The 26,951-nt window shown below is 69.4% G+C and carries 26 protein-coding genes and 1 pseudogene; 19 read left to right on the top strand and 8 right to left on the bottom strand.

Going from position 1 to position 26,951, the window contains the following annotated elements:
* Positions 1 to 95 precede the first annotated feature (95 nt).
* Positions 96 to 968, bottom strand: a complete 873-nt coding sequence (locus ACZ69M_RS02620) for a hypothetical protein (RefSeq protein WP_470046081.1) — start codon at positions 966 to 968, stop codon at positions 96 to 98.
* 255 nt (positions 969 to 1,223) lie between these two features.
* On the opposite strand from ACZ69M_RS02620, the gene ACZ69M_RS02615 reads away from it, so the two are divergent.
* Positions 1,224 to 3,797: a M14 family zinc carboxypeptidase gene (locus ACZ69M_RS02615; protein WP_470046080.1), complete on the top strand. Its 2,574-nt coding sequence runs from the start codon at positions 1,224 to 1,226 to the stop codon at positions 3,795 to 3,797.
* An 85-nt stretch (positions 3,798 to 3,882) separates the two neighbouring features.
* Here ACZ69M_RS02615 and ACZ69M_RS02610 read toward each other — a convergent pair whose 3' ends face one another.
* Positions 3,883 to 4,302, bottom strand: coding sequence for an organic hydroperoxide resistance protein (locus ACZ69M_RS02610; protein WP_470046079.1), 420 nt, complete (start codon positions 4,300 to 4,302; stop codon positions 3,883 to 3,885).
* Between the two features lie 139 nt (positions 4,303 to 4,441).
* Complete coding sequence (locus tag ACZ69M_RS02605; RefSeq protein ID WP_352045743.1) at positions 4,442 to 5,461, bottom strand: NADP-dependent oxidoreductase; 1,020 nt, start codon at positions 5,459 to 5,461, stop codon at positions 4,442 to 4,444.
* 124 nt (positions 5,462 to 5,585) lie between these two features.
* Here ACZ69M_RS02605 and ACZ69M_RS02600 point away from each other — a divergent pair, with 124 nt between their 5' ends.
* Positions 5,586 to 6,020, top strand: coding sequence for a MarR family winged helix-turn-helix transcriptional regulator (locus tag ACZ69M_RS02600; RefSeq protein WP_470046078.1), 435 nt, complete (start codon positions 5,586 to 5,588; stop codon positions 6,018 to 6,020).
* A 140-nt stretch (positions 6,021 to 6,160) separates the two neighbouring features.
* Here the strand turns inward: ACZ69M_RS02600 and ACZ69M_RS02595 are convergent, their stop codons facing one another.
* Positions 6,161 to 6,973, bottom strand: a complete 813-nt coding sequence (locus tag ACZ69M_RS02595) for an SCO2400 family protein (RefSeq protein WP_470046077.1) — start codon at positions 6,971 to 6,973, stop codon at positions 6,161 to 6,163.
* A 265-nt stretch (positions 6,974 to 7,238) separates the two neighbouring features.
* On the opposite strand from ACZ69M_RS02595, the gene ACZ69M_RS02590 reads away from it, so the two are divergent.
* The 8 genes from ACZ69M_RS02590 (at position 7,239) to ACZ69M_RS02555 (ending at position 17,832) form a co-directional block, all read left to right on the top strand.
* Positions 7,239 to 8,396 carry a mandelate racemase/muconate lactonizing enzyme family protein gene (locus ACZ69M_RS02590; protein WP_470046076.1) on the top strand — a complete coding sequence of 386 codons (1,158 nt, stop codon included), beginning with the start codon at positions 7,239 to 7,241 and terminating at the stop codon, positions 8,394 to 8,396.
* Positions 8,393 to 9,397 carry a zinc-dependent alcohol dehydrogenase gene (locus ACZ69M_RS02585; protein WP_470046075.1) on the top strand — a complete coding sequence of 335 codons (1,005 nt, stop codon included), beginning with the start codon at positions 8,393 to 8,395 and terminating at the stop codon, positions 9,395 to 9,397. Before ACZ69M_RS02590 ends, ACZ69M_RS02585 begins: the two co-directional genes overlap by 4 nt.
* Before the next feature lie 144 nt (positions 9,398 to 9,541).
* Positions 9,542 to 10,510 (top strand): hypothetical protein, encoded by a 969-nt coding sequence (locus ACZ69M_RS02580; protein WP_470046074.1) that lies wholly within the window; start codon positions 9,542 to 9,544, stop codon positions 10,508 to 10,510.
* A gap of 135 nt (positions 10,511 to 10,645) precedes the next feature.
* Positions 10,646 to 11,764, top strand: a complete 1,119-nt coding sequence (gene chvE, locus ACZ69M_RS02575; RefSeq protein ID WP_403688608.1) for a multiple monosaccharide ABC transporter substrate-binding protein — start codon at positions 10,646 to 10,648, stop codon at positions 11,762 to 11,764.
* A 32-nt stretch (positions 11,765 to 11,796) separates the two neighbouring features.
* On the top strand, positions 11,797 to 13,347 hold the full coding sequence (mmsA, locus tag ACZ69M_RS02570) for a multiple monosaccharide ABC transporter ATP-binding protein (RefSeq protein ID WP_470046073.1): 1,551 nt from the start codon (positions 11,797 to 11,799) through the stop codon (positions 13,345 to 13,347).
* Positions 13,344 to 14,588, top strand: coding sequence for a multiple monosaccharide ABC transporter permease (mmsB, locus tag ACZ69M_RS02565; protein ID WP_470046072.1), 1,245 nt, complete (start codon positions 13,344 to 13,346; stop codon positions 14,586 to 14,588). The genes mmsA and mmsB overlap by 4 nt, the downstream gene beginning before the upstream one ends.
* Positions 14,589 to 14,645: 57 nt before the next feature.
* Positions 14,646 to 15,794, top strand: coding sequence for an aldose epimerase family protein (locus ACZ69M_RS02560; protein ID WP_352045751.1), 1,149 nt, complete (start codon positions 14,646 to 14,648; stop codon positions 15,792 to 15,794).
* 181 nt (positions 15,795 to 15,975) lie between these two features.
* On the top strand, positions 15,976 to 17,832 hold the full coding sequence (locus tag ACZ69M_RS02555; RefSeq protein ID WP_470046071.1) for a pyridoxal phosphate-dependent aminotransferase: 1,857 nt from the start codon (positions 15,976 to 15,978) through the stop codon (positions 17,830 to 17,832).
* A gap of 30 nt (positions 17,833 to 17,862) precedes the next feature.
* Here ACZ69M_RS02555 and ACZ69M_RS02550 read toward each other — a convergent pair whose 3' ends face one another.
* Positions 17,863 to 18,768, bottom strand: a complete 906-nt coding sequence (locus ACZ69M_RS02550; protein ID WP_470046070.1) for an NmrA family NAD(P)-binding protein — start codon at positions 18,766 to 18,768, stop codon at positions 17,863 to 17,865.
* Between the two features lie 213 nt (positions 18,769 to 18,981).
* On the opposite strand from ACZ69M_RS02550, the gene ACZ69M_RS02545 reads away from it, so the two are divergent.
* On the top strand, positions 18,982 to 20,250 hold the full coding sequence (locus ACZ69M_RS02545; RefSeq protein WP_470046069.1) for an extracellular solute-binding protein: 1,269 nt from the start codon (positions 18,982 to 18,984) through the stop codon (positions 20,248 to 20,250).
* Here the strand turns inward: ACZ69M_RS02545 and ACZ69M_RS02540 are convergent.
* Positions 20,159 to 20,374 (bottom strand): annotated as a pseudogene (locus ACZ69M_RS02540) (hypothetical protein); the annotation flags it as partial. The gene ACZ69M_RS02545 and the pseudogene ACZ69M_RS02540 sit on opposite strands and share 92 nt — an antisense overlap.
* 14 nt (positions 20,375 to 20,388) lie before the next feature.
* Between ACZ69M_RS02540 and ACZ69M_RS02535 the strand changes: the two are divergent.
* The 7 genes from ACZ69M_RS02535 to ACZ69M_RS02505 all read left to right on the top strand — a co-directional run bounded on the left by ACZ69M_RS02535 (position 20,389) and on the right by ACZ69M_RS02505 (position 24,730).
* On the top strand, positions 20,389 to 20,580 hold the full coding sequence (locus ACZ69M_RS02535; RefSeq protein ID WP_470046371.1) for a DUF397 domain-containing protein: 192 nt from the start codon (positions 20,389 to 20,391) through the stop codon (positions 20,578 to 20,580).
* 63 nt (positions 20,581 to 20,643) lie between these two features.
* Positions 20,644 to 21,561 carry a helix-turn-helix domain-containing protein gene (locus tag ACZ69M_RS02530; protein ID WP_470046068.1) on the top strand — a complete coding sequence of 306 codons (918 nt, stop codon included), beginning with the start codon at positions 20,644 to 20,646 and terminating at the stop codon, positions 21,559 to 21,561.
* A 122-nt stretch (positions 21,562 to 21,683) separates the two neighbouring features.
* Positions 21,684 to 22,112, top strand: a complete 429-nt coding sequence (locus tag ACZ69M_RS02525; protein WP_470046067.1) for an organic hydroperoxide resistance protein — start codon at positions 21,684 to 21,686, stop codon at positions 22,110 to 22,112.
* A gap of 98 nt (positions 22,113 to 22,210) precedes the next feature.
* Positions 22,211 to 22,987 (top strand): intradiol ring-cleavage dioxygenase, encoded by a 777-nt coding sequence (locus ACZ69M_RS02520; protein WP_470046066.1) that lies wholly within the window; start codon positions 22,211 to 22,213, stop codon positions 22,985 to 22,987.
* A gap of 116 nt (positions 22,988 to 23,103) precedes the next feature.
* A complete protein-coding gene (locus ACZ69M_RS02515; protein ID WP_470046065.1) occupies positions 23,104 to 23,316 on the top strand; it encodes a hypothetical protein in 213 nt (70 codons plus the stop codon).
* Positions 23,317 to 23,343: 27 nt separating this feature from the next.
* A complete protein-coding gene (locus tag ACZ69M_RS02510; protein WP_470046064.1) occupies positions 23,344 to 24,084 on the top strand; it encodes a DUF2637 domain-containing protein in 741 nt (246 codons plus the stop codon).
* A 229-nt stretch (positions 24,085 to 24,313) separates the two neighbouring features.
* Entirely contained in the window at positions 24,314 to 24,730 is a 417-nt protein-coding gene (locus ACZ69M_RS02505) for a nuclear transport factor 2 family protein (protein ID WP_470046063.1), read from the top strand.
* 13 nt (positions 24,731 to 24,743) lie between these two features.
* Here ACZ69M_RS02505 and ACZ69M_RS02500 read toward each other — a convergent pair whose 3' ends face one another.
* Together ACZ69M_RS02500 and ACZ69M_RS02495 are read right to left on the bottom strand one after the other, a co-directional pair.
* Positions 24,744 to 25,136: a VOC family protein gene (locus ACZ69M_RS02500; protein ID WP_470046062.1), complete on the bottom strand. Its 393-nt coding sequence runs from the start codon at positions 25,134 to 25,136 to the stop codon at positions 24,744 to 24,746.
* Positions 25,137 to 25,140: 4 nt separating this feature from the next.
* Positions 25,141 to 25,653, bottom strand: coding sequence for a DinB family protein (locus ACZ69M_RS02495; protein ID WP_470046061.1), 513 nt, complete (start codon positions 25,651 to 25,653; stop codon positions 25,141 to 25,143).
* 109 nt (positions 25,654 to 25,762) lie between these two features.
* On the opposite strand from ACZ69M_RS02495, the gene ACZ69M_RS02490 reads away from it, so the two are divergent.
* A complete protein-coding gene (locus ACZ69M_RS02490) occupies positions 25,763 to 26,827 on the top strand; it encodes an alpha-hydroxy acid oxidase (protein ID WP_470046060.1) in 1,065 nt (354 codons plus the stop codon).
* Positions 26,828 to 26,951 lie beyond the last annotated feature (124 nt).

Here is a 26,951-nt window from a genome sequence, read left to right as displayed (position 1 = left end):
GGGAACTGCGCGAGCAGCCCCCGCCCACCCGCAGCCGAACGAATCCGGTCAGCCGGGGAATACGGGCCGTAGCCCCGGGGAATGCGGAGACATGGCTAGGGCGGAGTCACCGCCACCACGAGCCCCCGCTCCGCCGCAGGCGACACCGCCGCGGACACCCGTACCGCCACCGCCCGAGCCACCCGCCCCGTCCGTGACGCCGACGCCAGGAGCAGGGGCTGTAGGTGTTCGAGGCCGGAGACGAGGAACTCCTCGCCGGCGATCAGCACCGGCCGGACCGCGTCCGTCGTGGCCGCCGCCGCCTCCGTGAGGTCGGCGAGCGGCGGCAGCACGGCCCGGACCACCCCCACCCCTGCCGCGGCCGCCCGCTCGGCCAGCGCCACCTGAAGCGGCAGCAACGGAGCCAGCGCCGAAGTCAACGCGTCGGCGATACGCCGGAGTTCGGGCGACGAGTCACGCAGCACATCCGCCGCCGCCCGTATCACCGGCGTCAAGGCGAGCAACGCCCCCGCCGCCACCCCGGCCACCGCGGGCACCAACGGCGACCCCGCCTCCAGCAGGTCCCCCAGCGCGTCCGCCGCCTCCTGCACCGCGGGCTCCACCGCGTCGAGGATCGGCAGCAGACTGTCCCCCAGCGCGGCCAGCAACGCCTGCGCGGGCCGGCTCACGGGATGCACCGCGAGCGGCGCCCCGGTCGTCCCGAGCCGCGTCAGCGTGTCCACGATCCGGTAGAACGCCTCCTGCGCCTGCGGAGACGCACTCGCCTCCGCCAGCTCCGCCGTCGTCTCCCGGAGCACACGCAGCGCCTCCGCCCCCGACCCGTCCCGGGGGTCGAAGGTGTTGAGGGCGATTCTGGTGATGTTCCCGGCCGTGTCGAGGAGTTGGCCGGTGATGTCGGTCGTGCTGCGCGCCATGCGCAGCACGTCATCCCTGCTGGGGATGCTGGGGAGCGACGGAATCGGGGACATGAGCCCTCCTCGCCACGCACGGCACCTCGCCACATGGACCCGTCCGCTGGCCCCCTACGGCGTCTTATGGCCTCAGCATGCCCCCTTCGGCCCGTCGGCGATGCCCCATCCGTGGCATCCACGGCGTGCAGGGGGGCCACCGTGGCGCCCAGGCCCTCTTGTTGAGGAAGAGTCGAACAGGTACACCTCGCCCTACCGACCCGTGCCCTACCGACCCGTACCGAGATCTCAGGCCCCCCACCGGAGGTACGACGCGTGCGCCTACCGAGACCCGTCCTGATCGCCACTGTCCTCACCGCCGCGACCGGATCGCTTCTCCTCGCCCCGCACAGCGCGACCGCGGACCGCGAACCCCCTGTCCGTGAAGGGGCGGGCCGTGAAGGGACGGACCAGCCCACGGGTGCCGCCAGAGCCCCGGCGAACGCCGCCCGCAACGCCCTCACCAGCCCTGTCACCGACCTGTCCGACGCCGGCCTCGCCGCCCCCCGCCGTGGCTATCCGCGTGAGCAGGTCCTCTCCCCCGACCCGGAGAACCCGGCGGACAAGTCCATCAAGCTGGGCCTCACCCCGTACCACGCCATCGCCCCGAAACTGAACGCCCTCCAACGGCTCGGCGACCGTGTCAGCGTGGAGGTCGCGGGCCGCTCGGCCGGCGGTCACCGGCTCTATCTGGTCACCGTCACCGCCCCGGAGTCCGCCTCCGAGTCCCTCGGCCAGGAGCGGATGCGCGAGCTGATCGAGAACGCGCCACAGGCGGCGGCGAAGGACCCGGCCCTCAAGGCGTCGTACAAGACGCCGGTCTTCTTCGACAACAACATCCACGGCAACGAGTGGGAGGGCACCGACGCCTCCCTCGCGCTCATCGAGCGGCTCGCGAGCGCGAAGGACGCGCAGACGGCCGACCTCCTCGCCCACAGCCGCCTCTACTTCAACATCACGGCGAACCCGGACGGCCGGATCGCGGGCACCCGCGCCAACGCCAACGGCTTCGATCTGAACCGGGACTTCATCACCGCCTCGCAGCCCGAGACGCGCGCGATCCGCCAGATCGCCATCGGCAAGCAGCCGGCCGTGATGCTCGACCTGCACGGGTACGTCAACGGCACCCTGATCGAGCCGACGACCCCGCCGCACGGCGAGAACTACGAGTACGACCTCTTCCTCAAGAACACCTACGCCAACGCCCTCGGCATGGAGGCCGCCGTCAACGGCCTCGGCCACACCCCCGCGAAGGACGGTGTCGAGCCCGCTCAGATCCCCTTCCGCGACCAGCAGGAGGGCTGGGACGACTGGCCGCCGATCTTCACGCCCCAGTACCAGGCGTTCCACGGCGCGGTCGCCGCGCACACCGTGGAGATCCCGCTGACGGTGAACAACTCGGAGTACGACACCCTGCCCGTGGCCGAACTCCGGCGCAGGTCCGCCATCAACGTGGACGTGGCCGGCGCGGCCATGCGCGCGACCCTCGCCTACGCCCGGACCCACCGCGCCTCGATCATCGCCGACCAGATCGAGGTCTTCCGGCGTGGCGCGACGGGCGCGGCCCAGGTGCCGGTCTCGGCGGAAACGGTGCCGGGGGTGCCGGGCATCGGTCCCGAGGACGTCTACACGACGGACTTCCCGCGTGCCTACGTGATCCCGGCGGGCGACACCCAGCGTTCGGCGACGGCAGCCGCCCGCCTCGTCGGCCATCTCCTCGCCAATGACGTCCGCGTCACGCGCGCGACCCGCGACTTCCGGCTGGCCGGACGGTCGTACGCGAAGGGCTCGTACGTCGTCGATCTGCACCAGCCCAAACGCGGTCTGGCCAATGTGATGCTGGCCGACGGGCGGGACATCAGTGACAAGGTGTCGGTGATGTACGACATCTCGGGCTGGAGTCTGGGCCGGTTGTGGGGTGCGACGATCGTGCCCGTACGGAGCGGGGGGCTGTCGGCCGTGGCCGCCCGCCGGGTCGAAGCCGCCGCACGGGTCGGGTACGTCGCCCCGCGTGGCGATCTGCGGCTGCGTCTCGACACCCCGCAGGAGATCGCCGCCCTCAACTCCCTTCTCGAACAGGGGGTTTCGGTACGGCAGCTCACGGACGGCAGTGCCGTCGTGCCGGGGTCGGCGCGGGCGCGGGCCGCCGCTCTCGCCCGTACGTACGACGTGGCCTTCGACGCGACCGGACGGACCAGGACAACCGGAGGCAGCCAGGGAACACCCCTGCGCCGCGTCCGCGTCGCCGCGGCCGTCACGCCGGGTGAGCTCTTCGCGCTGCGGGAGATGAACTTCGACGTGGTGCCGGTGTCGACGGACGTCCTGAACGCGGGCTTCGACTGGTCCGCGGTGGACGTGCTGTTCGTGTCGTCGGGGCTCGACCACGCCCGGTTGAACGCGAGCGCGCAGGCGGCGCTGGACGCCTTCCTGCACACCCACGGTCTCGTCGGCCGCGGAGCCGTCGGAGCCGCGCTCAACGCGGCGGCCGGGCTGCTGGCGGTGCGGCCGGTGGAGGGCAACGGTGACGCCAACGGTGTCGTGCGGGTGGTGAATGCGGGCGGACCGCTCACCGCGAACGCGCCCGGCCACGGCTTCGTCTACGCGCCCGTCTGGTTCACCGATCTCGGCCCCGGGGTGCGTGTCGAGCAGGCGTACGCGCCGGGCGATCCGCTTGTCTCCGGGCACTGGCGCCCGCTGGCCGACGGGACGGGAGGGCCTACGGCGGCCGGCGGCCAGGCCGCTGTCGTCAGCGGTCCGCATGCCGTGCTCTTCGGTACGGAGCCGCTCTTCCGTGATCATCCGAAGGGGGAGTTCGCGCAGGTGGGAAGGGCGCTGCTGACCGTCTCGTAGGACACTGCCGGCCGTCTGACGCGACAGGGCGGAGGCCGCACCCCACGTCCTAGGGTGCGGCCTCCGCCGTGTACAACGAGCGCCGTCAGACGAGCGTCACGGTGATGTTGCCGCGGGTCGCCTTCGAGTAGGGGCAGACCTGGTGCGCCTTTTCGAGGAGGTCCCGTGCGGTGGCCCCGTCGACGTTCGGGATCGTCGCGGAGATCTCCACGATGATCCCGAACCCGTCCCCGTTCTTGCCGATGCCGACCTTCGCGGTGACGGTCGAGCCGGAGACGTCGGCGTTCTCCTGGCGGGCGACGACGCCGAGGGCGCCCTGGAAGCAGGCGCTGTACCCGGCGGCGAAGAGCTGCTCCGGATTGGTCCCGGCGCCGCTACCGCCCATCTCCTTGGGCGGGTTCACGACGACGTCGAGCCTGCCGTCGTCGGTGGCGACCCGGCCGTCGCGACCGTTCTCTGCGGTGGCGACGGCGGTGTAGAGGACATCGGTCTGCTGGATGGACATACGGTGCGTTCCTCCTTGGTCCACCGCGACTCGCGCCCACGATCGCGACGGTTTCGGAAAGAAGTTACCGCATACCGAAAGTCCGGCGACAGCCTCTCCGGAGAGCCGGAGGAGCTGGGGACCGGAGGACCGGGGAGGGTCAGAGCTTGACGATCATCTTGCCGACGTTGTCGCCGCGCAGGACGCCGAAGAACGCCTCCACGTTGTTCTCGATGCCCTCGACGACCGTCTCGCTGTACTTGAGCTCGCCCGAGCGGACCCAGGCGCCGACCTCCTGCACGAACTGCGCCTGCAGGTCGTAGTGGTCGCCGACCAGGAAGCCCTCGATGCGGCCGCGGGTCTGGATGAGGCGGGCGAGGTTCTTCGGGCCGGGGACGGGCTCGGTGCTGTTGTAGACGGAGATCATGCCGCAGACGGCGATGCGGCCGTCCCGGTTGAGGGAGCCGATGGCCGCCTCCAGGTGGTCGCCGCCCACGTTGTCGAAGTAGACGTCGACACCGTCGGGGGCGGCGGCGCGCAGCTGCTCGCTGACCGGGCCGTTCTTGTAGTTGAAGGCGGCGTCGAAGCCGTACTCCTCGACGAGCAGCTTGACCTTCTCGTCGGAGCCGGCGGAGCCGATGACGCGCGAGGCACCCTTGAGCTTGGCGATCTGCCCGACCTGGCTGCCGACCGCGCCGGCGGCGCCGGAGACGAACACGGAGTCGCCCTCCTTGAAGGAGGCGGTGCGCAGGAGGCCCGCGTAGGCGGTGAGGCCGGTCATGCCGAGAGCGCCGAGGTACGTCGACAGCGGCGCGGCCTGCGGGTCCACCTTGACGGCCTGCTTGGCGTCCACGACGGCGAATTCGCGCCAGCCGAAGAAGTGCAGGACGTGGTCGCCGACCGCGATGCCCTCGGCGTTGGAGGCGATGACCTCACCGACCGCGCCGCCCTGCATGACCTTGCCCAGCTCGAAGGGGGCGACGTAGGACTTGGCGGCGCTCATGCGGCCGCGCATGTACGGGTCGACGGACACGTACGCGTTCCGTACGAGGACCTGGCCCTCCCCCGGCTGCGGGACCTCGGCCTCGACCAGGGCGAAGTCCTCGGGCTTCGGCCAGCCGACCGGGCGGCTGACCAGGTGCCATTCGCGATTGACGGCGGGAAGCTGGGTCTCGGTCATGAGGGGGTGCCTTTCCTACGTGCATGCACGGGTACGTGCGACTACGGCTCTAATACTTCAGTACCTGAAACAACCATGCTCCTCAATATTTCATGATGTCAAGTAACGCGGTAACCTGGAGCCCATGGCCACGCAAAGAACAACCCGTATCGACCCGCTGACCCTCGAGGTCGTGGAACTCATCGGCACGGTCGTGGCCCGCTATCACGAGGAGTACGAGGACGCTGCCGCCGAGCATGCGCTGACCGGGGCCCAGGCGCGACTCCTGAGCCTGCTCTCACTCGAACCCCTGCCCATGCGGCGACTCGCCCAGAAGCTGAAGTGCGAGCCGTCGAACGTGACCGGGATCGTGGACCGGCTGGAGGCGCGGGGCCTGGTCGAGCGGCGCCCGGACCCGTCCGACCGCCGCGTGAAGCTGGCCGTGGCGACGGAGGAGGGCCGGCGTGTCGCGCGCTCCCTCCGCGACGCCCTCAACTTCGCCCGCGAGCCCCTGGCGGGCCTGTCCACCGAGGAGCGACTGTCCCTCCGGGACCTCCTGCAGAGAATGCTCACGCCGTAGTTTTCGGCTGCGGGCCGGTGGGGGCCGGCTGCGCAGTTCCCCGCGCCCCTCAGGACGGGGCTTCGCCCCGAGCTTTCAGGGGCGCGGGGAACTGCGCAGCAACCCCCACCGGCCCGCAGCCGGCGAAACCACGGAACCCGCTACGTGCACCACCACAGGAAACGGTTGCATCGCGAAGGTGAAGGCGATGGCGACGGCGCGGCCGAGGTCGGCGCGGCCGTCGGCGTGGGGGACGACTTCGGCGGCGTCGAGGACCCGTGGCCGGACGTCGCGGACGGCACCACCCCCGTACCGGTCGTCGCCGACTGTTCCTGCGTGTCCTTCTTCTTGTCGTCCTTGGACTTGTCGTCCTTGGCGGACTTGGAGGCGGAGGGGGAAGCCGACGCGTCCGGAGAGGCCGTCGCGGTGGACGTGCCCCCGGAAGAACCCCCCGCGTCGGTGATCGGCTGCGCCGTCCCGGCGTCCGAGGAGGCCGACCCGTCCGGCGACTCGCCCCCGGCCGCGGCCGGCTTCGGCAACAGCCCCGGCCCGTCTATGCCGAGTTCGGCGAGGCTCAGTCCACCCGCCGCCAGCACGAACCCCGCGGCGACGAGCAGCACCCGACGCCGCCGACGACGATGCGCCGCGGCCTTCCGGTCCCGCCGGCTCGCACCGCCGGGCCCCTCCGAGTCCGGGCCCCTGCCTCGCCCGCGCCCGCGGTTGCGCCGCCGGGCGTCGGCCCGTCCTGACCGCTCTCCCCCGCCGTCGTCGCCCTCGTCGGCGTCGGGGTCTTCATCGTCGTCGTTGTCGCCCTCGTACAACGAGTCGACACCGGCGTCGACCGCCGCCGCGCCCGTTCCTGCACGCATGCCGGTCTGGTCCGCATGCGTGCGGAGCTGTTCGGCTGAGGTGCCGCACCCCGGGCAGGCAAGGGCGCCGTTGAGGTGCCGTCGGCACGGGTCGCAGTAGTCCATGACGCCGGAAGACTAAGTTCCTCACAGGTAACGTTCATAGTCACAGCTGTGAAAGTTATGTAGGGAACCGCCTGTTCCGGCGCGCCCCGCACCGCGTTCGCACCATCGCGCGCGCGACGAGCCGAGGCATACCGGCAAAATCCGTCGCCGACCGTTCCGTTCGACCCATTGACACCTCCGGGGCCACGTCCTTACTGTCACGCCAGCATTTCGAACGTGTGACGAAATTTCGAACAGAGCCGCAAGAGCACAGGGGGCAACTGCCGTGCGCATCACGGGAATCAGCACACACGTGGTCGGGACGCCCTGGCGCAACCTGACCTACGTCCAGGTGCACACCGACGAGGGCCTGACCGGAGTCGGCGAGACCCGCATGCTGGGCCACACCGACGCACTGATCGGCTATCTGCGGGAGGCGGAGGCCAATCACATTCTCGGCTCCGACCCGTTCGCTGTCGAGGACCTCGTCCGACGGATGAAGTACGGCGACTACGGGCGCGCCGGCGAGATCGTGATGTCCGGCATCGCGGTCATCGAGATGGCCTGCTGGGACATCAAGGGCAAGGCGCTCGGCGTCCCCGTGTGGCAGCTGCTCGGCGGCAAGGTCACCGACAGGGTCAAGGCCTACGCCAATGGGTGGTACACGACCGAGCGGACTCCGGAGGCCTATCACAAGGCCGCCCAGGAGGTCATGGCGCGCGGGTACAAGGCGCTGAAGATCGACCCCTTCGGGACCGGGCACTTCGAGCTCGACCACGAGGCGACGCTCTACTCCGTCTCGCTGATCGAGGCCGTGCGCGACGCGATCGGCCCCGAGGCCGAGCTGATGCTGGAGATGCACGGCCGGTTCTCCCCTTCCACCGCCGTCCGGCTCGCCCGCGAGCTCGCGCCCTTCAAGCCCGCGTGGCTGGAGGAGCCGGTCCCGCCGGAGAACCTGAAGGCCCTGGAGAAGGTCGCCGCCAAGGTGGACATCCCGGTCGCGACCGGTGAGCGCATCCACGACCGCATCGAGTTCCGCGAGCTCTTCGAGAGCCAGGCCGTGGACATCATCCAGCCCGACGTCGGTCACATCGGCGGCATCTGGGAGACGCGGAAGCTGGCCGCCACCGCCGAGGCGCACTACGTCCTCGTCGCGCCCCACAACGTCGGTGGCCCCGTCCTCACCGCCGCCTCCCTCCAAGTCGGCTTCACCTCCCCCAACTTCAAGATCCTCGAACACTTCAACGACTTCGCGGACGCGGAGATCAAGAAGGTCGTGAAGGGCGCCCCGCAGGTCGTCGACGGCTACTTCGAGCTGTCCCACGAGCCCGGTCTCGGCGTCGAGCTGGACGTCGACGCGGCGGCGGAGTTCCCGCAGCAGCAGGCCCGTTTCGACCTGTGGGCCGACGGCTGGGAGCAGCGCAAGCCCAAGGGGTCGCAGTGAGCACCGCGGTCGTCATCGAGGCGCCGGGCGAGCACCGGCTGATCGAGCACGAGCCGGTGCGGCCGGGCGCCGGTGAGGCCCTGGTGCGGGTGCACGCCGTGGGTATTTGCGGCAGCGACCGCGAGGTCTACCAGGGCAACCGTCCGGACGGGTACGTCCGTTATCCGCTCACGCCCGGCCACGAGTGGTCGGGGACCGTCGAGGCGGTCGGGGCCGGTGTCCCGGAGTCGATCGTCGGGCGCAAGGTCGTCGGCGAGGGCTTCCGCAACTGCCAGGTCTGCGACCGCTGCCACGCGGGCGAGACAACGTTGTGCACGGCGGGGTACGAGGAGACCGGGTTCACCCAGCCGGGTGCGATGGCGACCACGCTGACCCTCCCGGCGCGGCTGCTGCACGTGCTGCCGGACGACGCCGACCTGACGGCGGCGGCCCTCCTGGAGCCCGCCGCCTGCATCGCGGCCGCCGCGCTGAAGGCGAACGCCCTGCCCGGCGAACGGGTCGCGGTGGTCGGGACCGGCACGCTCGGGATGTTCGCGATCCAGTTCCTGAAGGCGAACTCTCCGGCGGAGCTGCTCGTGGTCGGGACCCGGCCGGACCGGGCGGCGCTGTCCAAGGACTTCGGCGCCACCGACTTCCGTACCAAGGACCAGGAACTCCCCGACGACTTCGACGTCGTCATCGAGACCGCCGGGTCCGCGTCAGCCGCGCGCACCGCCGCCTCCCTGCTGAGGCGCGGCGGACGCCTGGTCCTCACGGGGATCCCGGCGCCGGGCGCCGAGGGGCTCGATCCCACCGATCTCGTCGTACGGCAGCTGGAGGTGCACACCGTGTTCGGTGCGCCGCCGGCGGCCTGGGCGCACACCGTGCGGGTCTTCGGGGCCGGGTTGCTCAGCCCGTTGCCGCTGGTCACGCACGAGTTGCCGCTCGCGGAGTTCCCGCAGGCCATCGAGTTGGCGGGGTCCGGCGACCCCAAGGTCGGCAAGGTCCTGCTGAAGCCGTAGTCCCCCGAGCCGTACGCCGGTACGGAGTTACCTGACGGCTCCGTACCGGCGTACCACCCAGGCCCCGCACACCCAAGGCCGCGAACTTCGTTCGAAATATCGAACATATGTGTACACGCACCCCTCGAACACGAAGGACAGCCAGTGACCGACGCCGCCCCTACGGCAGCCCGTCGACCCGGTGAGCAGGCGCTCGCCGCGCTCGGCCTGGGCGCACCCGCCCTCTCTCCCGCCGACGCCTCGCCGCACACCTTCCCGGGGGGCGGCCGCTGGCGCACCGAGGTTCCCTCCGTGGAGGGTCCCGAGGCCCTGGCCGTGGTCCTCAAGGAGTCCTCGCGGCTCGACGTACCGATCCACCGGATCAGCCAGGGCAGCGGTGTCTGGATGCTGACCGACGCCGAGATCACCGAGATGGTCGAGGCCACCGGTGAACGGGACATCGAGCTCTGCCTGTTCACCGGGCCGCGCGGCACCTGGGACATCGGCGGTTCGGTGCGCTCGGACTCGCGCGGCGGCGGCCTGCGGGCCCGTGGCCACGACGCGGTGGCCGGCTGCGTCGAAGATGCCCTCCGGGCAACGGAGTTGGGGGTCAAGTGCCTTCTCGTCGCCGACGAGGGCGTCTTGTGGACCCTGCACCGGGCGCGTGAGGCGGGGATCATCCCGGCCGACACGACCCTCAAGCTCTCGGCACTGGTGGGTCCGGTCAACCCGGCCTCGTACGCGGTGTACGAGAACCTCGGCGCGGACTCCATCAACGTGCCGAGCGATCTGACGCTCGATCATCTCACCGAGATACGGCGAGTTTCGGCCGCTCCCATGGACATGTACATCGAGGCCCCCGACGACCTCGGCGGCTATGTGCGGATGTACGAGGTCGCCGAGCTGATCCGGCGCGGCGCACCGCTGTACCTCAAGTTCGGCCTGTCCAAAGCCCCCGGAATCTACCCGTACGGGCACCACTTGAGGGATCTGACCCTGAACACCGCCAAGGAACGGGTGCGTCGCGGCCGACTCGCCCTGGACCTGCTCGCGCGGCACGGAGCGGACGGCGACATGGCGCCGCTCGGATCCCGGCTGCCCGGAACTCTCACGCGCTTCAACACCACCTCATAACGTTCGCACAAACCCCCTTCACACAAGCCGACACAGCCGCGCACAATCCCACACACCTCTACTCGGTCTTCCCTCGCAACGCTCTCGGAGCATCCCCGTAACGCGAGACCGAGCCGGTCCAAGACATCAAGGATGATGATCATGCGTAACCGCAGAGCCGCCCTCACCGCCATCGCCGGAGCGGCCTCCCTCGCCCTCACCCTGACCGCCTGCGGTCAGAACAGCGACGGCGGCAGCAAGACCGACAGCAAGGACACCAAGGGCGGCACGATCGGTATCTCGATGCCGACCAAGTCCTCCGAGCGCTGGATCGCCGACGGCAAGAACGTGGTCACGGACCTTGAGGCGAAGGGCTACAAGACCAAGCTGGCCTACGGCGAGGACGACCCGGACACGCAGGTCTCGCAGATCGAGAACATGATCACGCAGGGTGTGAAGGCCCTGATCATCGCGGCCATCGACAACAAGTCGATGAACAACGTGCTCCAGCAGGCCGCCGACGCCAACATCCCGGTCATCTCCTACGACCGACTCATCCTCGGCTCCAAGAACGTCGACTACTACGCGTCCTTCGACAACGAGAAGGTCGGCACGCTCCAGGGCAACTACATCCTGCAGAAGCTCGGCCTCGCGGACGGCTCCAAGAAGGGCCCGTTCAACATCGAGCTCTTCGCCGGCTCGAACGACGACAACAACACGAAGTACTTCTTCGGCGGCGCGATGAAGGCCCTCCAGCCGTACATCGACAAGAAGCAGCTCGTCGTCAAGTCCGGCCAGACCGCGCTGAACCAGGTCACCACCCTGCGCTGGGACGGCGGCACCGCCCAGAAGCGCATGGACGACATCCTGACCTCGTCGTACAAGAGCGCCAAGGTCGACGCGGTGCTCTCGCCCTACGACGGCATCTCCATCGGCATCCTCTCCTCGCTGAAGTCGGACGACTACGGCTCCAAGAACAAGCCGCTGCCGGTCGTCACCGGTCAGGACGCCGAGCTGGCCTCGGTGAAGTCGATCATCTCGGGTGAGCAGACGCAGACCGTCTACAAGGACATCCGCAAGCTGGCCAAGGTGGCCACGGACATGGTCGACGCGGCTCTCAACAAGAAGAAGCCCGAGATCAACGACGACAAGACGTACGACAACGGCACCAAGGTCGTCCCCGCCTACCTGCTGCAGCCGGTCAGCGTCGACAAGACCAACTACGAGAAGGAACTCGTCGCCACCGGCTACTACAAGGACAGCGACCTCAAGTAACCGCCACCCCCTAGTGATTGGAAGGCACGACCATGGCGGGACCCGTCCTGGAAATGCGCTCGATCGTCAAGACCTTTCCCGGCGTCAAGGCGCTGTCGGACGTCACTCTGACCGTCCAGCAGGGCGAGGTCCATGCCATCTGCGGGGAGAACGGCGCCGGGAAGTCGACCTTGATGAAGGTCCTCTCCGGCGTCCACCCGCACGGGAGTTACGAGGGCGACATCCTCTTCGAGGGGGAGGTCTGCTCGTTCAAGGACATCCGGGCCAGTGAGCACCGCGGCATCGTGATCATCCACCAGGAACTGGCCCTGGTGCCCTACCTCTCCATCGCGGAGAACATCTTCCTCGGCAACGAGCACGCCACCCGCGGGCTCATCAGCTGGACCGAGACGCTGCGGCACGCCTCCGAGCTGCTGCGGCGGGTCGGGCTCGACGAGAACCCGCAGACCCGCGTCGCCGACATCGGCGTGGGCAAGCAGCAGCTCGTGGAGATCGCGAAGGCGCTGTCGAAGCAGGTGAAGCTGCTCATCCTGGATGAGCCGACGGCGGCCCTGAACGACGAGGACAGCGGCAAACTCCTCGATCTCATCCTGGAGTTGAAGAACCAGGGCATCACCTCGATCATCATTTCCCACAAGCTGAACGAGATCGAGCGGGTCGCGGACTCGGTGACCATCCTGCGCGACGGGCGGACCATCGAGACGCTCGACGTGAAGGCCGCGGAGACCACCGAGGACCGGATCATCAGCGGCATGGTGGGCCGCGACCTCGAACACCGCTTCCCGGAGCGGACGCCGCACCAGCCGGAGGAGGGCGCCGCGCCCGCCCTGGAGATCCGCGACTGGACCGTGTTCCACCCGATCGACCAGCAGCGCAAGGTGGTCGACGACGTGTCGATCTCCGTACGCCGCGGCGAGATCGTCGGCATCGCGGGGCTCATGGGCGCCGGACGCACCGAACTGGCGATGAACGTCTTCGGACGCACCTACGGCCGGTACGCGGGCGGCACGGTGCTCCGGGACGGCAAGGAGATCCGTACGAAGACCGTGTCCGAAGCGGTCGGACACGGCATCGCGTACGTCACCGAGGACCGCAAGCACTACGGCCTCAACCTCATCGACACCATCAACCGCAACATCACGCTCAGTGCCCTGGGCAAGGTGTCGAAGCGCGGGATCGTCGACGAGCACGAGGAGCGGCAGGTCTCCGAGGGCTACCGCAAGTCCATGAACATCAAGGCGCCGACCGTTTTCGAGCCGGTGGGCAAGCTGTCGGGCGGCAACCAGCAGAAGGTCGTCCTCAGCAAGTGGATCTTCGCGGGCCCCGAGGTGCTGATCCTCGACGAGCCGACCCGCGGGATCGACGTGGGCGCCAAGTTCGAGATCTACACGGTCATCGACAAGCTGGCGGCCGAGGGCAAGGCGGTCGTCTTCATCTCCTCCGAGCTCCCGGAACTGCTCGGAATGTGCGACCGCATCTACACGATGGCCGCAGGACGGCTGACGGGTGAGTTCTCGCGGGCGGAGGCCTCGCAGGAAACGCTGATGCGCCAGATGACGAAGGACAAAGAGGTAACCCGATGAGCACGGATGTGACCGCCAAGACGCCGGCCCCGGCGCCGCCCGGCAAGAGCGGCTCGGCCACGGGCGAGAGCCTGCTTCAGCTGATGCTGGACGGCATGCGCCGCAACATGCGGCAGTACGGCATGCTGTTCGCCCTCGGTCTGATCGTGGTGCTGTTCGCCGTGTGGACCAACGGCGACCTGCTGCTGCCGCGCAACGTGTCCAACCTGGTGCTGCAGAACAGCTACATCCTGATCCTCGCGATCGGCATGATGCTCGTCATCATCGCGGGCCACATCGACCTGTCGGTCGGCTCACTGACGGCGTTCGTGGGCGCGATGGGCGCCGTGCTGATGGTCAACCACAACATCTCCTGGCCACTCGCCCTGGTGTTGTGCCTGGCGATAGGCGCGGCCGCGGGCGCCGCGCAGGGGTTCTTCATCGCGTATCTCGGCATGCCGTCGTTCATCGTGACCCTGGCGGGCATGCTGACCTTCCGCGGTCTGACCGAGATCTTCCTCAAGGGCCAGACGATCGGCCCGTTCCCGGACGGTCTGCAGAAGGTCGCCAACGGCTTCCTGCCCGAGGTCGGACCCAACACCAACTACCACAACCTCACCCTGCTGCTCGGCATCGGTCTGATCGTGTTCGTGGTGTTCCAGGAGGTCCGCGACCGCAAGCGGCAGCAGGAGTTCTCGCTCGACGTGCTGCCGACGAACCTCTTCTACCTCAAGATCGTCGCGCTGGTCGCCGCCGTACTCACCGTCACCATGCTGCTCGCCAGCTACAAGGGCGCTCCGGTGGTCCTGCTGATCCTCGGCGTCCTGGTCGTCGGCTTCGGCTACCTGATGCGCAACTCGGTCATCGGCCGGCACGTCTACGCGATCGGCGGCAACCTCCCGGCGGCCAAGCTGTCGGGCGTGAAGGACAAGAAGGTCGTCTTCCTGCTCTTCCTGAACATGGGCATGCTCGCGGCCCTGGCGGGTCTGGTCTTCGCCGCCCGCTTCAACGCGGCCTCGCCCAAGGCCGGTCTGAACTTCGAACTGGAGGCGATCGCGGCCTCGTTCATCGGCGGTGCGTCGATGAGCGGCGGCGTGGGCACGGTCCTCGGCGCGATCATCGGTGGTCTCGTCCTGGGCGTGCTGAACAACGGTATGAACCTCGTCGGCATCGGCTCCGACTGGCAGCAGGTCATCAAGGGACTGGTGCTGCTGGCCGCGGTCGGGTTCGACGTGTGGAACAAGCGCAAGGTCGGTTCGTAAGTCTCGTCAAGGCCCCCACCCCGGTGGGGGCCTTTCTCTTCCACAGCAGGAGCCGCAATGGAAACGAGCAGACGTACGGTCATCGCCGCGGCCGCGGCCGCGGGACTCGCCGCCGGCACGGTCGGCACCGCCCACGCCAGCACAGGAGGCAGGAAGCCGGTGAAGGAGCTCTTCGGCAAGCTCGCCGACGGCACCAAGGTCTACCGCTGGTCGCTGGAGAACGGCGGCACGCGCCTGAAGGTCATCTCCTACGGCGGCATCGTCCAGTCCCTGGAGATCCCCGACCGGCACGGCCGCTACGCCAACGTCTCCCTCGGCTACGACAACCTCGCCTCGTACGTCGCGGGGACGACGTTCTTCGGGGCGACGATCGGCCGCTACGGCAACCGCATCGCCAAGGGACAGTTCACCCTGGACGGCAAGGCCTACCAGCTCTCCGTCAACGACGGCGTGAACAGCCTGCACGGCGGCGCCAAGGGCTTCAACACCAAGGTGTGGGACATCGAGGGCTTCACCTCGGGCTCCGACGTCGGCCTGCACCTGCACTACACCAGCGTCGACGGCGAGATGGGCTACCCGGGCACGCTGAAGGTGCAGGTGACGTACACCCTCACCAGGCACGGCGACTGGCGCATCGACTACCGGGCCACCACCGACAAGGCCACGGTCGTCAACCTCACCAACCACACGTACTACAACCTCGCCGGTGAGGGCAGCGGCGGCATCTACGACCACGAGCTGCACCTGGCCGCGGGCCGCTTCACGCCCACCGACTCGGGACTGATCCCCACCGGTGAGCTGGCCAAGGTCGCGGGCACCCCCTTCGACTTCCGCAAGGCCAAGCCGATCGGCCGGGACATCCGCGTCGGGCACCCGCAGCTGGTCACCGCCAAGGGATTCGACCACAACTGGGTCCTCGACAAGGGCGTCACCGCCAGGCCCGAGCACATCGCGACCCTGCGCGACCCGAAGTCCGGCCGCACCCTGAAGATCGCGACGGACCAGCCGGGCGTGCAGTTCTACTCGGGCAACTTCCTGGACGGCACCCTGGTCGGCCCCTCCGGTCACACCTACCGGCAGGGCGACGGCATGTGCCTGGAGACCCAGCACTTCCCGGACTCGCCGAACCACCCGTCGTTCCCCTCGACGGTGCTGCGACCTGGGCAGACGTACCGCACGACGACGGTCCACTCGTTCAGCGCGTGACGTCCGTCTGACATCCGCGTGACATCAGGGCCTCGGTGGGTGACGCCACCGGGGCCCTTTCGGTTGCCTGGCGAAGTCAACCCTTACTCAATCCCCACGAGTTGAACGGCGCCCCCTCCGCATCCGTATGAAGGGGCGGCCCGTGCTCCCCCGCACGGGCCACCCAGAGACCGGAGGTTCCATGGCCGACAACGTCGCCTCGCTGTTCCGCGGTACTGCGGCGCACAGCCCCTCGATGGCTGCGCTGGCTCGCGAGAGCGATGGAGTCGGCCCGATCGACTTCTGCATCCCGTGCAACCCGTACTTCCCCACCCCCGGCATGTTCGACGAACTGGCCGGGCGGTTGCGCGAGATCATCACGTACTACCCGAGCAGCGCCGACACGATCACGGCCGAGCTGTGCGCGCTGCTCCAGCTCCCGCCGAGCTGCGTCGCGATGGGCAACGGTTCCACGGAACTGATCACCTGGATCGACCACCTGCTCGTGCGCGAGTCCCTCGCCATCCCCGTCCCCACCTTCGGCCGCTGGACCGACCAGCCCATGGAGACCGGCAAGCGGGTCGACATGTTCCCGCTCATGGAGTCCAACGGCTTCGCTCTGGACCCGGCCCAGTACATCGAGTTCATCCGCGCCCGCGGCACCCGTGTCGCCGTCATCTGCAACCCGAACAACCCCGACGGCGGCTTCCTCAGCCGCCGTGCGGTCGTCAACTTCATGGACCAGCTCCAGGACCTGGACCTCATCGTCATCGACGAGTCGTTCCTGGAGTTCGCCGACGCCGAGAACGACCCGAGCGTCGTGGAAGAGGCCGTCCTGCGGCCCAACGTCATCGTCCTGCGCAGCCTCGGCAAGAACTTCGGCCTGCACGGCATCCGCTTCGGCTACCTCGTGGCCAACCCCGCGCTCGCGGGCAAGATCCGCTCCATGCTGCCCAAGTGGAACCTCAACTCCTTCGCGGAGACCGTGGTGTTCATGCTCAAGGAGCACGGACAGGAGTACATGGAGAGCCTGCACCTGGTGCGTCGCGACCGCCTCGACATGGCCCGCCAGCTCTCGGCGCTCCCCGGCCTGACGGTCTACCCCTCGCAGGGCAACTTCCTCTTCGTACGGCTTCCCGTGGGCGCCGAGGGCACCGTCGTGCGCGACCGGCTGCTGAGCGAGCACCGGATCCTGGTCCGTGAGTGCGGCAACAAGATCGGCTCGTCCAGTCGCTTCCTGAGACTCGTAGTGCGCCCCGAGACGGACGTGCGTCGCCTGGTGTCCGGCATGGAACAGGTGCTCTACGGGGCCAGGAGGGGAGCCGCCGTACCCGAGCTGGGCACAGGGACCAGCTACAGCTCGGGTACGGCGGCGGTGGACCGTCTGATCAGCGAGACGAACGGGGTCGGCATGCCGCTGGCCGCGCAGGCCGCCGCGATGCCGAGCCTGCCGCCCGCCCAGACCTGGCCGGGCCCGGCCCCGGCGCAGGCCCCCACCGGAATGCCGGGCCTGGTCCCCGCCCCGGCTCCGGCCGCCCAGATGACGCCGCCGCAGCAGCCCGCGGCACGCATGCCCGCCCCGCAGCAGCAGCCCATGCCCGCGGTCGCACAGATGCCCGGTGTCGCACAGATGCCAGGGGTCGCGCAGATGCCCGGGGTGGCCCAGATGCAGCCCGCCCCTCAGATGCAACCGGCCGCCCAGATGATGCCGCAGGCGCCGCCGATGTCCGCGGTCGCTCAGATGGCGCAGATGGCCCAGACCGCACAGGCACAGGCTCAGGCACAACGACAGCAGGCGCCGATCCCCGCCGTCGCCCAGGCCCCGTCACCTGCGGCCCAGGCGCAGGCACGGTCGATGCAGCCGCCGCAGCAGCCACCGGCGATGCCCACCATGGCCCCCGCCCCGGCCGCCGGGCTGGGCCAGACCGGCATGCCGGGCCTGCGCAACCGGGGCCTGACCGCCGCCCAGGTACGGGGCCGCACCGAGCCGGAACCGGCACCCGCACCCCAGCCCACGGGCTGGCCGGCGGCCGGCGCGATGTACAACCAGGTCAGCTAGGTCCTGTCCGATGCGACGTGCGCGCGGGGTTCAGCCCAGGTAGAAGTCCCGGCGCGCGGCCACGAACGCCTCGATCGTCCGGGCAGGCACGCCCGTGACGCGTTCGACGTCGTCGGACATGCGGTCGTAGCGGTTCTCCCGGTGCAGTCGGGCCATGGTGGCGATGTGCTGTTCGGTGTGCGGCGGCAGGCCCACCTCGGCGAGCACCTCGCTTCGCCACCGGTCCAGCGGCACGTCGACATAGGAGACCGGACGCCCCAGCGCCCGTGCGAACTCCTCGGCCATCCCGGTCATGTCGACGGTGCGCGGCCCGGTCAGCTCGTAGACGTGCCCGATGTGCGGGGCCGGGTCGCGGAGCACGGTGGCGACGACGCGGGCGACGTCGTCCACGGCGATCGGCGAGGTGCGTCCGGTGCCGAACGGCAGCGCGATCGTGCCGTTCTCCCGGATCGATCGCGCCGCCAGTGTGGTGAACAGCGGATTGTCCAGGAACGTCGTCGGCCGGACGTGCACCACCGGCAGGCCCGACCAGTCGAACACCTGCTCAGACAGCCAGTGCAGCCGCTGCTGGTCCGACTCCCCGGTGCTGGTGGCGGTCATCTGCGACACCGTCATCTGCGACAGATCGACCAGGCCGTCCAGCTCACCGTACTCGCGCGCCACGCTGGCCACCACGGTCGCCGCCAGCAGCTGGTCCGGCGACACGGGCATCGCGAAGTACATCCGCCCGACACCCTCCAGCGCGGCGGCGACGGTCTCGGGCCGGGTCAGGTCTCCGATGACGACCTCCGCGCCGAGCACACGCAACTCGGCCGCACGCGCGTCGTCGCGGCGGACCATCACCCGCGCGGGCACGTCCCGCGCGCGCAGCTGGTCGAGGACCGTGCGGCCCACGTCACCCGCGTTGGAGATGAGAACAAGATTGCTGGCAACCAACGGCCGATCTCCTTGTGAGTCGTCGACGGCGTGAGTCGTCGACGGCGTGAGTCGTCGACGGCGTGAGTCGCCGCCGGCGTGAGTCGTTGACGGCGCCCATGAGATCACCTGTTCCGTCACACCACCGGAACCAAAACGCAACGGCGCCAGCCCTGTGGCCACGGCCCCTCCCGGCCTACGATCAACGCTCTTCGTCCAGGAGGAGTGGAAGCCGTGCGTCACAGAGCCCGGATCATGATGACGATGACGGCCGCGCTGGGCCTCACGGTGGGCGTGAGCGGCTGCGGCACGGACTCCGGGTCGGAGGCGAAGACCACGACCCTCACCGTCGTCGCCACGAACTACGGCGACAGCGTCCACAAGAACTCCATCGGCTTCTGGGACCGCGTGGGCCTCGCCTTCCAGGCCGCCCATCCCGACATCCGGGTGGAGACGAAGGTCTACCCGGCCGACGAGGTCGACGCGAAGGTCGCCGCACTCGTCAAGCAGGGCAGGGCGCCGGACGTCGTGCAGAGCGACAGCTACGCCGAGTACGCGGCCAAGGGCATGCTCTACCGCGCGGACGAGCTGCTGTCGATCTCCACCCAGGGCAGCTTCGTACCGAGCCTCGCGGAGGCCGGGCAGGTGCGCCGCGTCCAGTACGGCCTGCCGTTCACGGCGAGCACCCGCCTCCTCTACTACAACAAGGACCTCTTCTCCCGGGCGGGCCTGGAGCCCCCCACCACCTGGCAGCAACTGCTCGTGGACGCCCGTGTGTTGAAGGCCCAGGGCGTGACGTACCCGATCGCGCTGCCCCTCGGCCCGGAGGAGGCGGAGGCCGAGACCCTGACCTGGCTGCTGGCCGGGGGCGGCGGCTACACCGACAGCAGCGGCAGCTACGCCCTCACCTCCAAGGAGAACGTCTCCACGCTGAAGTGGCTGCGCTCCTCCCTCGTCGCGGAAGGTCTCACGGGCCCGGCCCTCCCCGGCAAACTCGACCGCGGCGCCGCCCTCCAGGCCTTCATGGACGGCAAGGCGGCCATGGTCAACGCCCCGCTCTCCCTGATGCGCCAGATCGAGGACTCGACCCTGAACGTCCCCTACGGCACCGTCGCGCTCCCGAGCCGTACCGGCCGGACCGTGCCGACCATGGGCACGGCCGACTGGACGATCGCCTTCCGCGAGGCCGGCCACCGCGAGGAGACGGGCGAGTTCCTCGACTTCCTCTACGGCGACAAGTACGTCACCCAGCAGGCCGCCGAGTACCAGCTCCTGCCGGTCACCACCGCGGCGAGCGCCGCCATGCGCGACGACAAGCGGTACAGCAAGCTCTGGAACGGCCTGGACGCCCTGGACAACATGGAGCTCTACCCCCTCTCCGAGACCAACTGGTCCCAGGTGGCGGCGTCGATCAGGGCACGGATCGGCGAGTCGGTGGCTCCGGGCGGGGATCCGGAGGCGGTGCTGTCGTCGATCGGGAAGGCGACACGCTCGACCTCCTGACCAGGGTCAGCCACCCCGGCAGGTCGATCCCGGCGCGGACGGTCTTGCCGGGCGGATCCCGGTCCAGCACCTCCCACCGGTCGGCGCGCGCCTCGACGAGTACGAGGCCCCGACCGCCTTCGTCGGCTCATCCCCGACCTGAAAGACACCGAACTGGCCTGGTTCAAGAGCAGTTGCAGCGGCGGGGACGGCGACGACTGCGTCGAAATAGCCACCCGCCCCTCCACCATCCACGTCCGCGACTCCAAGAACACGGACGGCCCCCACCTCACCCTCTCCCCCACCACCTGGGCCGACTTCCTCAACTACGCCTCGACCACGCGCCACTGACTGCCACAGCGTGTCACTGGGAGGGGCAGGCTCCCCGCGCCGGACCCGCCCATACTCAAGTCCATGAACAGCAAGGACCAGCTCGGTCGATTCCTCCGTACGCGTCGCGCGCAGCTGCGGCCCTCCGACGTCGGGCTCTCGACGTTCGGGGAGCGCCGACGCGTGCCCGGGCTGCGGCGCGACGAGCTGGCCCAGCTGGCGGGGGTGAGCCAGTCCTACTACACGCGGCTGGAGCAGGGACTGTCCCTCAACGCCTCCGTTGAGGTACTGGACGCGATCGCCCGGGCGCTCCGCCTGGACGAGACCGAACACCGCCACCTGCACGACCTCGCCGGGGTGGTGCGCAAGAGCGGCAGGAGTCGGCCCCGCCGCCCCGCACCCGAGCGTGTCTCGGAGGCGACGAGGCAGCTGATCGCCGCCTTCGGGGACACCCCGGTGATCGTGCTCGGCCGCCGGAGCGACGTCCTGGCATGGAACCGCACCGGGCACGCGCTGTTCGCCGGGCATCTCGATCCGGACAGCCCCGAGCAGCCGGCCCGGCGCCCCAACACCGCACGGCTCGTCTTCCTGGATCCGCACACCCGTGATCTGTACGAGGACTGGCCGCGCAAGGCCAGGGACGCGGTGGGCAAGCTCCGGCTCGCGGTCGGCGAACACCCCGACGATCCGGAGCTGGCCGAGCTGATCGGTCAACTGACCATGAAGAGCCGCGAGTTCACATCGCTCTGGTCCGAACACCGCGTTCGCGCCTGGGACATCGCGGAACACCGGATGCGGCATCCACTGGTCGGCCCGATGGACGTCGCCCAGCAGGCGATGCCGGTCCCGAACGAACCCGGGCAGCGCATCGTCGCGGTCACCGCGGCGGCGGGGTCCTCCTCGCAGGCCGCGCTGACCCTGCTCGCCCAGGTCACCGCGCCGGCCGATGCCGCCTCGCGCACGCGGGCCACCGCCGGCACGGGTTCCGTTTCCCTCCCGTAGCAGGGCCGGTCCACCCCGCCTCCGTTCGACATGCCGAGGCGCGCCCACCCGCGCCCACGCATGCCTGCTCAAACCTGCCCAAGTCCGGCCACGACCCCGTGGCCCAGCAAGAAGGAGACACCATGTCCACCACCACGCTCTACACCACCGAGGCCCTCTCGACCGGCGACGGCCGCAACGGGGAGGTCCGCAGCCTCGACGGAGTCCTCGACGAGGTCCTCGCCGTGCCGAAGGAGATGGGCGGCCCCGGCGGCGACAGGACCAACCCCGAGCAGCTCTTCGCCGCGGGCTACGCGGCCTGCTTCCACAACGGACTGCGGCTGATCGCGGCCCAGCAGGATGTGAAGGTGCCCGGCTCCACCGTCACGTCGACCGTGAGCCTGCTCAGCAAGGAGGACGGGGGCTTCACCCTGGCCGTGAAGCTGTCGGTCCACCTGCCCGGCGTGGAGCAGGCGACCGCCGACCGGCTCGTGGAGACCACCCACCAGGTCTGCCCCTACTCCAACGCCACCCGGGGGAACATCGACGTGATCCTCGAAGCGACCATCTGAACCGACCCGGTTCACCTGTCTCACAAGGAACTTGACGGCTCATCACTTTGCCTTACTGACAGCTGGCCAACAGCATCCGTCCCTAATCTGCCGTGTTCATGACAGACACTTCAGGAGCAGCCCACCCGATCGGGCGCCGTACGGTGCTGATCGCCACCGGCGCCACGGCCGCCACCCTGGCCGTGGGCGCCGCCGCACCGGAAGCCCCCACAACCGACACGGCCAAGACGGTGGATTCGGCCCCCGTCGCCGCGGCGGCCGTCTGCACCCTCACCAAGGAGATGACCGAAGGCCCCTACTACCTGGACGGCGCCCTGGTCCGCGCCGACATCACCGAGAGCAAGCCGGGCGTCCCGCTCAAGCTCGCGCTCACCGTCGTCGACGACGACACCTGCGCCCCGCTCTCCGGCGCCCTCGTGGAGATCTGGCACTGCGACGCGCTGGGCGAGTACTCCGGCTTCGTCGGCAACAACGGCCACAGCGAACCGGACGACGGTTCGTTCCTGCGGGGCGGCGTCCTCACCAACTCCAGTGGCGTCGCGAACCTCACCACGATCTACCCCGGCTGGTACCGGGGCCGCTGCATCCACATCCACCTCAAGGTGCACACGGGAGTCACGCTCACCTCGGACGGCAGCTTCACCGGCGGCCGGGAACTCCACACCGGCCAGCTCTTCTTCGACGAAACGATCACCACGGCGGTGGCCAGGATCTCCCCGTACTCCACGAACACGGTCACCCGCACCACCCTCGCCCAGGACTCGATCTACGACGACGGGGGCGCCGCGTCCGGCCTCCTCACCCTGACGGCCCTGGGCAGCACGGCCGCGTCGGGCTACACGGGCACGCTGACGGTCGGCGTCGAAACGAGCTGACGTCCGCCCCGCGGATCCCCCGGGAGGGCCCCGCCGGAAACCGGCGGGGCCCTCCCCTCGATAACACCACGATCATCTCTATGGATCTATGGATCTATGGACGCACATTCCCCTGAATGCCCGAATGCCTTACGCCCTATGGCGCTCGTTATTCAGCCGTGACGACGAAAGATATGCACGGAAACGACTGGCTTGATATCGCCGAAGGGAGGGCACGCCTGGAGCACTGCGCGGACCTGCTCGAGGAGTTCCTCAAGGCCATGACCCGCATGGAAAGCGAATACCTGCGGGCCACATGGGACGGACACACCGCAGATGGATCCCTCTGAGCCAGGGCACGAAGGAGCCGCACACAGATGGACTGGACGCAGGATGATCCCACCCTCCGCGACATTCAGCTCGATCCGCGAGCCACCGCCTATGATCCGTTGAACCCACAGTTCACCGGCACCGATCCGCTCGGGACGCAACACCTCTGGCACGTCCCCGAGCCCGCGATCGCACCGGACACGTGGGATCCGGACGAAGAGCTGGCGCAGATGCTGTACACGACGTCGAGCGTGACGCCCCCCGCTCCGGCCCCGCCGCACAGCCACGCCCAGCCGCGCCGCCCGATCAGCCGGCGCAGGCCCCGGCCGGGCTTTCAGGCCATTGCCGCGAAACACAGGATCATCACGGTCGTATTCCTGGTGGTAATGATCATTGTCTCCGCAGTGATGATGTTGGGATGGTCCGTCTCTTATTCATACAACCAGCTGCGTGGCATTTCTTTACTGGTCGTGTCAGCGAAGTTGGCACGATGGTGGCCGCTGACGGTGTATGGACCGTGGCTCGTGGCGGGTCTGTCCATTCTTCGGGCATCCGTTCAGCACCGGAGCGCCAGACGGTCCTGGACCGTGATGCTGATCGCCTCCGGCACGGCGGTCGCCCTCTGCGTCGGCCAGTCCCCGCGTTCCCTGCTGGCGATGGTCGTCGTCGGAATCCCGCCCATCACCGCCCTGATCTGCTTCCGGGAACTCGTCGGCCAGATCTCACCCCAGCACGGACCGCGGCACGCCTGTCAGACCGCGAAGCGGCCCAAGCAGCCAAGACCTTGATCGTCACAGCCGCCCCCCGCCGGAACAGCGCTCACCGCGGAGGTTCGGGGAAGACCACCCGCAGTCGTTGAACTTTTCCGTGCCGGCGGAACAGGGGCCCGTAGAGAGTCGACGGACAGGGCTTGGGGGCGCCGACGGGGTGAAAGTTGCGCGGTGGAATGGAATGGACGGCTACGGAGATGTGCTGTTGCGAAGCGCACGCGACCGCACACACACGGAAGGCCCCGCCATGCCACTCGCCACCGAAGACCGCCTGGCCATCGCCGAGTTGATCTCCCTGCACGGCCATCTCTTCGACGACGGACGCCTCGACGAACTGACGGAACTGTTCACCGAGGACGTCGTCTACGACGTGTCCGCCTTCGGACAGGGCGAGTTGGCGGGGATCGAGGCGATCCGGGACGCGGCCCTCGCCCTCGGCGCCGGGAACGCCGTCGCCCATCACGTCACCAACATCGTCATCACCGACGACCTCGGAGACGGCCGCGCGCGGGTGCGGTCCAAGGGGCTGGGGGTGATGGCCGACGGCCGGTGCGGATCGGTGTCGTACGAGGACGTCGTGGTGCGGCGTGAGGGGGCGTGGCGCATCGCGCGCCGGACGGTGGAGGCGCGACGGGTGCCGTTGAACGGGGTGACGCGCGCGTAGCGCCTGCGCACGCTCAGCCCAACTCGCCGCGCTCCACGCAGAATTCGTTGCCCTCGGGGTCGGCGAGGGTGACCCAGCCCCCGCCGTCCGGGCGGGTGTGGTCGGCGATCCGGCGGGCGCCGAGGGAGAGGGCGCGGGCGACCTCCTGGGCGCGGGTGCGGCCCTGTGGCTGAAGGTCGAAGTGGATGCGGTTCTTGGCCGACTTGCCCTCGGGGACGCGCACGAAGAGCAGCGTCGGGCCGCCGGACGGGTCGCGCAGCAGCGCCTCCGGGTCGCCCGGTTTGTCGCCCTCGTCCAGCGGGCGGCCGAGCAACTCGCTCCAGAACAGGCCGAGATCGTACGGATCCCCGGTGCAGTCGAAGGTGAGGGTCCGGATGGTCGGGTTCAGCCCCGCCGACTCGTCCATGGCTTCAGGCTCCCTTCTCGCCGTCGACCAGTTCCCTGACGATGTCCAGATGGCCGTTGTGCCGAGCGGTCTCCTCGATCAGGTGGAGCACGATCCAGCGGAGGTCCATGTACCGGCCATCGCGGAACGGACGCTTGGCCCTGGTGTCCAGGTCGTGCTCGGCGACCAGAAGCCGGTACCGGGCGCTCTGCTCCTCGTACTCGTCGAGCAGTCGGGGCAACGGCACATCGACGGCGATCCGCATCTCCGGATCGGGATCCTCCTCCGTCGCGGCCGCGATCGGCCCGTCGTCCTCCTCGCCGAGGAACATCACGTGGAACCAGTAGTGCTCGACCCAGCGCAGATGGCTGATCAGCCCGCACAGCGTCATCAGCGGGGATCCGGGGAGCGGGGCCTGCCGCGCGCCCTCCGGTGAGACCCCCTCGCACTTGGCGCGGGCGGTGGCACGGGCGTAGTCGAGGAAGGTGGCCAGCTGGGTGCGTTCGTCCCAGGCGGTGGGCGTATCGGTTCGCGTCATAGGGGTGCAGCATCACGGTCCCGCCCCTCGGTGTCGAGCGAATTAGACCGCCGAGGCGGGTGCCTGGGGCACCCTTGCTTCGTCGTACCGTACGACGAAGGGATGTCAGGTGACAGACATCGGCCGCTGGATGGACGGTCTTCAGGAGCGGGCCGCCGAGGTGCTGCCGGAGGACGTCTACGCGTACTTCCGGCGCGGCACCGGTCGCGGCATGAGCGTCGCGGAGGCGACCTCGGCCTGGGACCAGTTCCGCTTCCGGGCACGGCTGCTGCGGGACGTCTCGACGTGCGACGCCTCTACGACCGTACTCGGCACGCCCGTTCGTACGCCCGTACTCGTCGCGCCCAGCACCCTGCAGCGCAAGGCCCACCCGGACGGGGAGGCCGCCACCGCGCGGGGCGTCGCGGCGGCGGGATCACTGCTGGCGGTGACCTCGAACACCGCGGTGCCGTTCGCGGACCTGGTGCCGAGCCGCGCGCCGTGGTGGGTGCAGGTGTACGTGGCCCGGGACCCCGTACTGACCATCGAGACGCTGGAGCGGGCCCTCGCCGCCGGGGCGCGGGCGGTCGTACTGACCGCCGACACGCCGGTCAACGGGTCGCGGGGCAAACGTGCCACGCAGGTCGACGACTTCATCGGACCGGAGGACCTGTACGGCAACGTCACCGGGGTTCCCTCGCCCGAGGCGGCCGAGCGCGCACCCGATCTGACCCTCGACGTCATCGGCTGGCTGCGCGAACGGGCCCGCGGCCTCCCCATCGTCGTCAAGGGCGTGCTGCGCGGCGACGACGCCCGGGAACTGGTGGCCGCGGGGGCGTCCGGCCTCATCGTCTCGAACCACGGCGGACGGCAACTGGACGGGCTGGTGCCCACCGCCTGGGCGCTGCCCGAGGTCGTCGACGCGGTGGCGGGCACCGGTGCCGAGGTCTACGCCGACGGCGGGCTGCGCCGCGGCACCCACATCCTCGCCGCCCTCGCCCTCGGTGCCCGTGCCGTGTTCATCGGGCGGCCCGTCCTGTGGGCGCTGACCGTCCGCGGCGCCGCCGGTGTGACCCGCCTGATCGACGACCTCACCGACGAACTCGTCGAGGCGATGAGCCTGACCGGCACACCGAGCGTGCTCGAACTGACCCGCGACCTCCTGTGGGCGGCTCCACGGCCGCCGCTCGATTGACCGGACATGCGGGTCGCCGGCGGTCGAGCTGTCCCGAAATACACAGTGCGACCCGCTGTGTCACCGTCGTGTCACAGACAGCCCGGCAGGTGAACCCCGGAAGCCGATGACGCGCTCTGAAGCG

The sequence above is a fragment of the Streptomyces sp. NPDC107454 genome (genome assembly GCF_055582885.1).
Note: the sequence above shows the minus strand (reverse complement) of the source record. Positions and strands in the feature narration are given on the sequence as shown.

What these genes read in the sequence shown, in the direction of transcription:
- ACZ69M_RS02595 (WP_470046077.1), bottom strand. Translation starts at nt 6,973, where the DNA reads ATGGACTACTGCGACCCGTGCCGACGGCACCTCAACGGCGCCCTTGCC.
- ACZ69M_RS02610 (WP_470046079.1), bottom strand. Translation starts at nt 4,302, where the DNA reads ATGTCCATCCAGCAGACCGATGTCCTCTACACCGCCGTCGCCACCGCA.
- mmsA (WP_470046073.1), top strand. Translation starts at nt 11,797, where the DNA reads ATGGCGGGACCCGTCCTGGAAATGCGCTCGATCGTCAAGACCTTTCCC.
- ACZ69M_RS02530 (WP_470046068.1), top strand. Translation starts at nt 20,644, where the DNA reads ATGAACAGCAAGGACCAGCTCGGTCGATTCCTCCGTACGCGTCGCGCG.
- ACZ69M_RS02505 (WP_470046063.1), top strand. Translation starts at nt 24,314, where the DNA reads ATGCCACTCGCCACCGAAGACCGCCTGGCCATCGCCGAGTTGATCTCC.
- chvE (WP_403688608.1), top strand. Translation starts at nt 10,646, where the DNA reads ATGATCATGCGTAACCGCAGAGCCGCCCTCACCGCCATCGCCGGAGCG.
- ACZ69M_RS02500 (WP_470046062.1), bottom strand. Translation starts at nt 25,136, where the DNA reads ATGGACGAGTCGGCGGGGCTGAACCCGACCATCCGGACCCTCACCTTC.
- ACZ69M_RS02510 (WP_470046064.1), top strand. Translation starts at nt 23,344, where the DNA reads ATGGACTGGACGCAGGATGATCCCACCCTCCGCGACATTCAGCTCGAT.
- ACZ69M_RS02600 (WP_470046078.1), top strand. Translation starts at nt 5,586, where the DNA reads ATGGCCACGCAAAGAACAACCCGTATCGACCCGCTGACCCTCGAGGTC.
- ACZ69M_RS02605 (WP_352045743.1), bottom strand. Translation starts at nt 5,461, where the DNA reads ATGACCGAGACCCAGCTTCCCGCCGTCAATCGCGAATGGCACCTGGTC.
- ACZ69M_RS02555 (WP_470046071.1), top strand. Translation starts at nt 15,976, where the DNA reads ATGGCCGACAACGTCGCCTCGCTGTTCCGCGGTACTGCGGCGCACAGC.
- ACZ69M_RS02495 (WP_470046061.1), bottom strand. Translation starts at nt 25,653, where the DNA reads ATGACGCGAACCGATACGCCCACCGCCTGGGACGAACGCACCCAGCTG.
- ACZ69M_RS02560 (WP_352045751.1), top strand. Translation starts at nt 14,646, where the DNA reads ATGGAAACGAGCAGACGTACGGTCATCGCCGCGGCCGCGGCCGCGGGA.
- ACZ69M_RS02525 (WP_470046067.1), top strand. Translation starts at nt 21,684, where the DNA reads ATGTCCACCACCACGCTCTACACCACCGAGGCCCTCTCGACCGGCGAC.
- ACZ69M_RS02515 (WP_470046065.1), top strand. Translation starts at nt 23,104, where the DNA reads ATGCCCGAATGCCTTACGCCCTATGGCGCTCGTTATTCAGCCGTGACG.
- ACZ69M_RS02520 (WP_470046066.1), top strand. Translation starts at nt 22,211, where the DNA reads ATGACAGACACTTCAGGAGCAGCCCACCCGATCGGGCGCCGTACGGTG.
- mmsB (WP_470046072.1), top strand. Translation starts at nt 13,344, where the DNA reads ATGAGCACGGATGTGACCGCCAAGACGCCGGCCCCGGCGCCGCCCGGC.
- ACZ69M_RS02620 (WP_470046081.1), bottom strand. Translation starts at nt 968, where the DNA reads ATGTCCCCGATTCCGTCGCTCCCCAGCATCCCCAGCAGGGATGACGTG.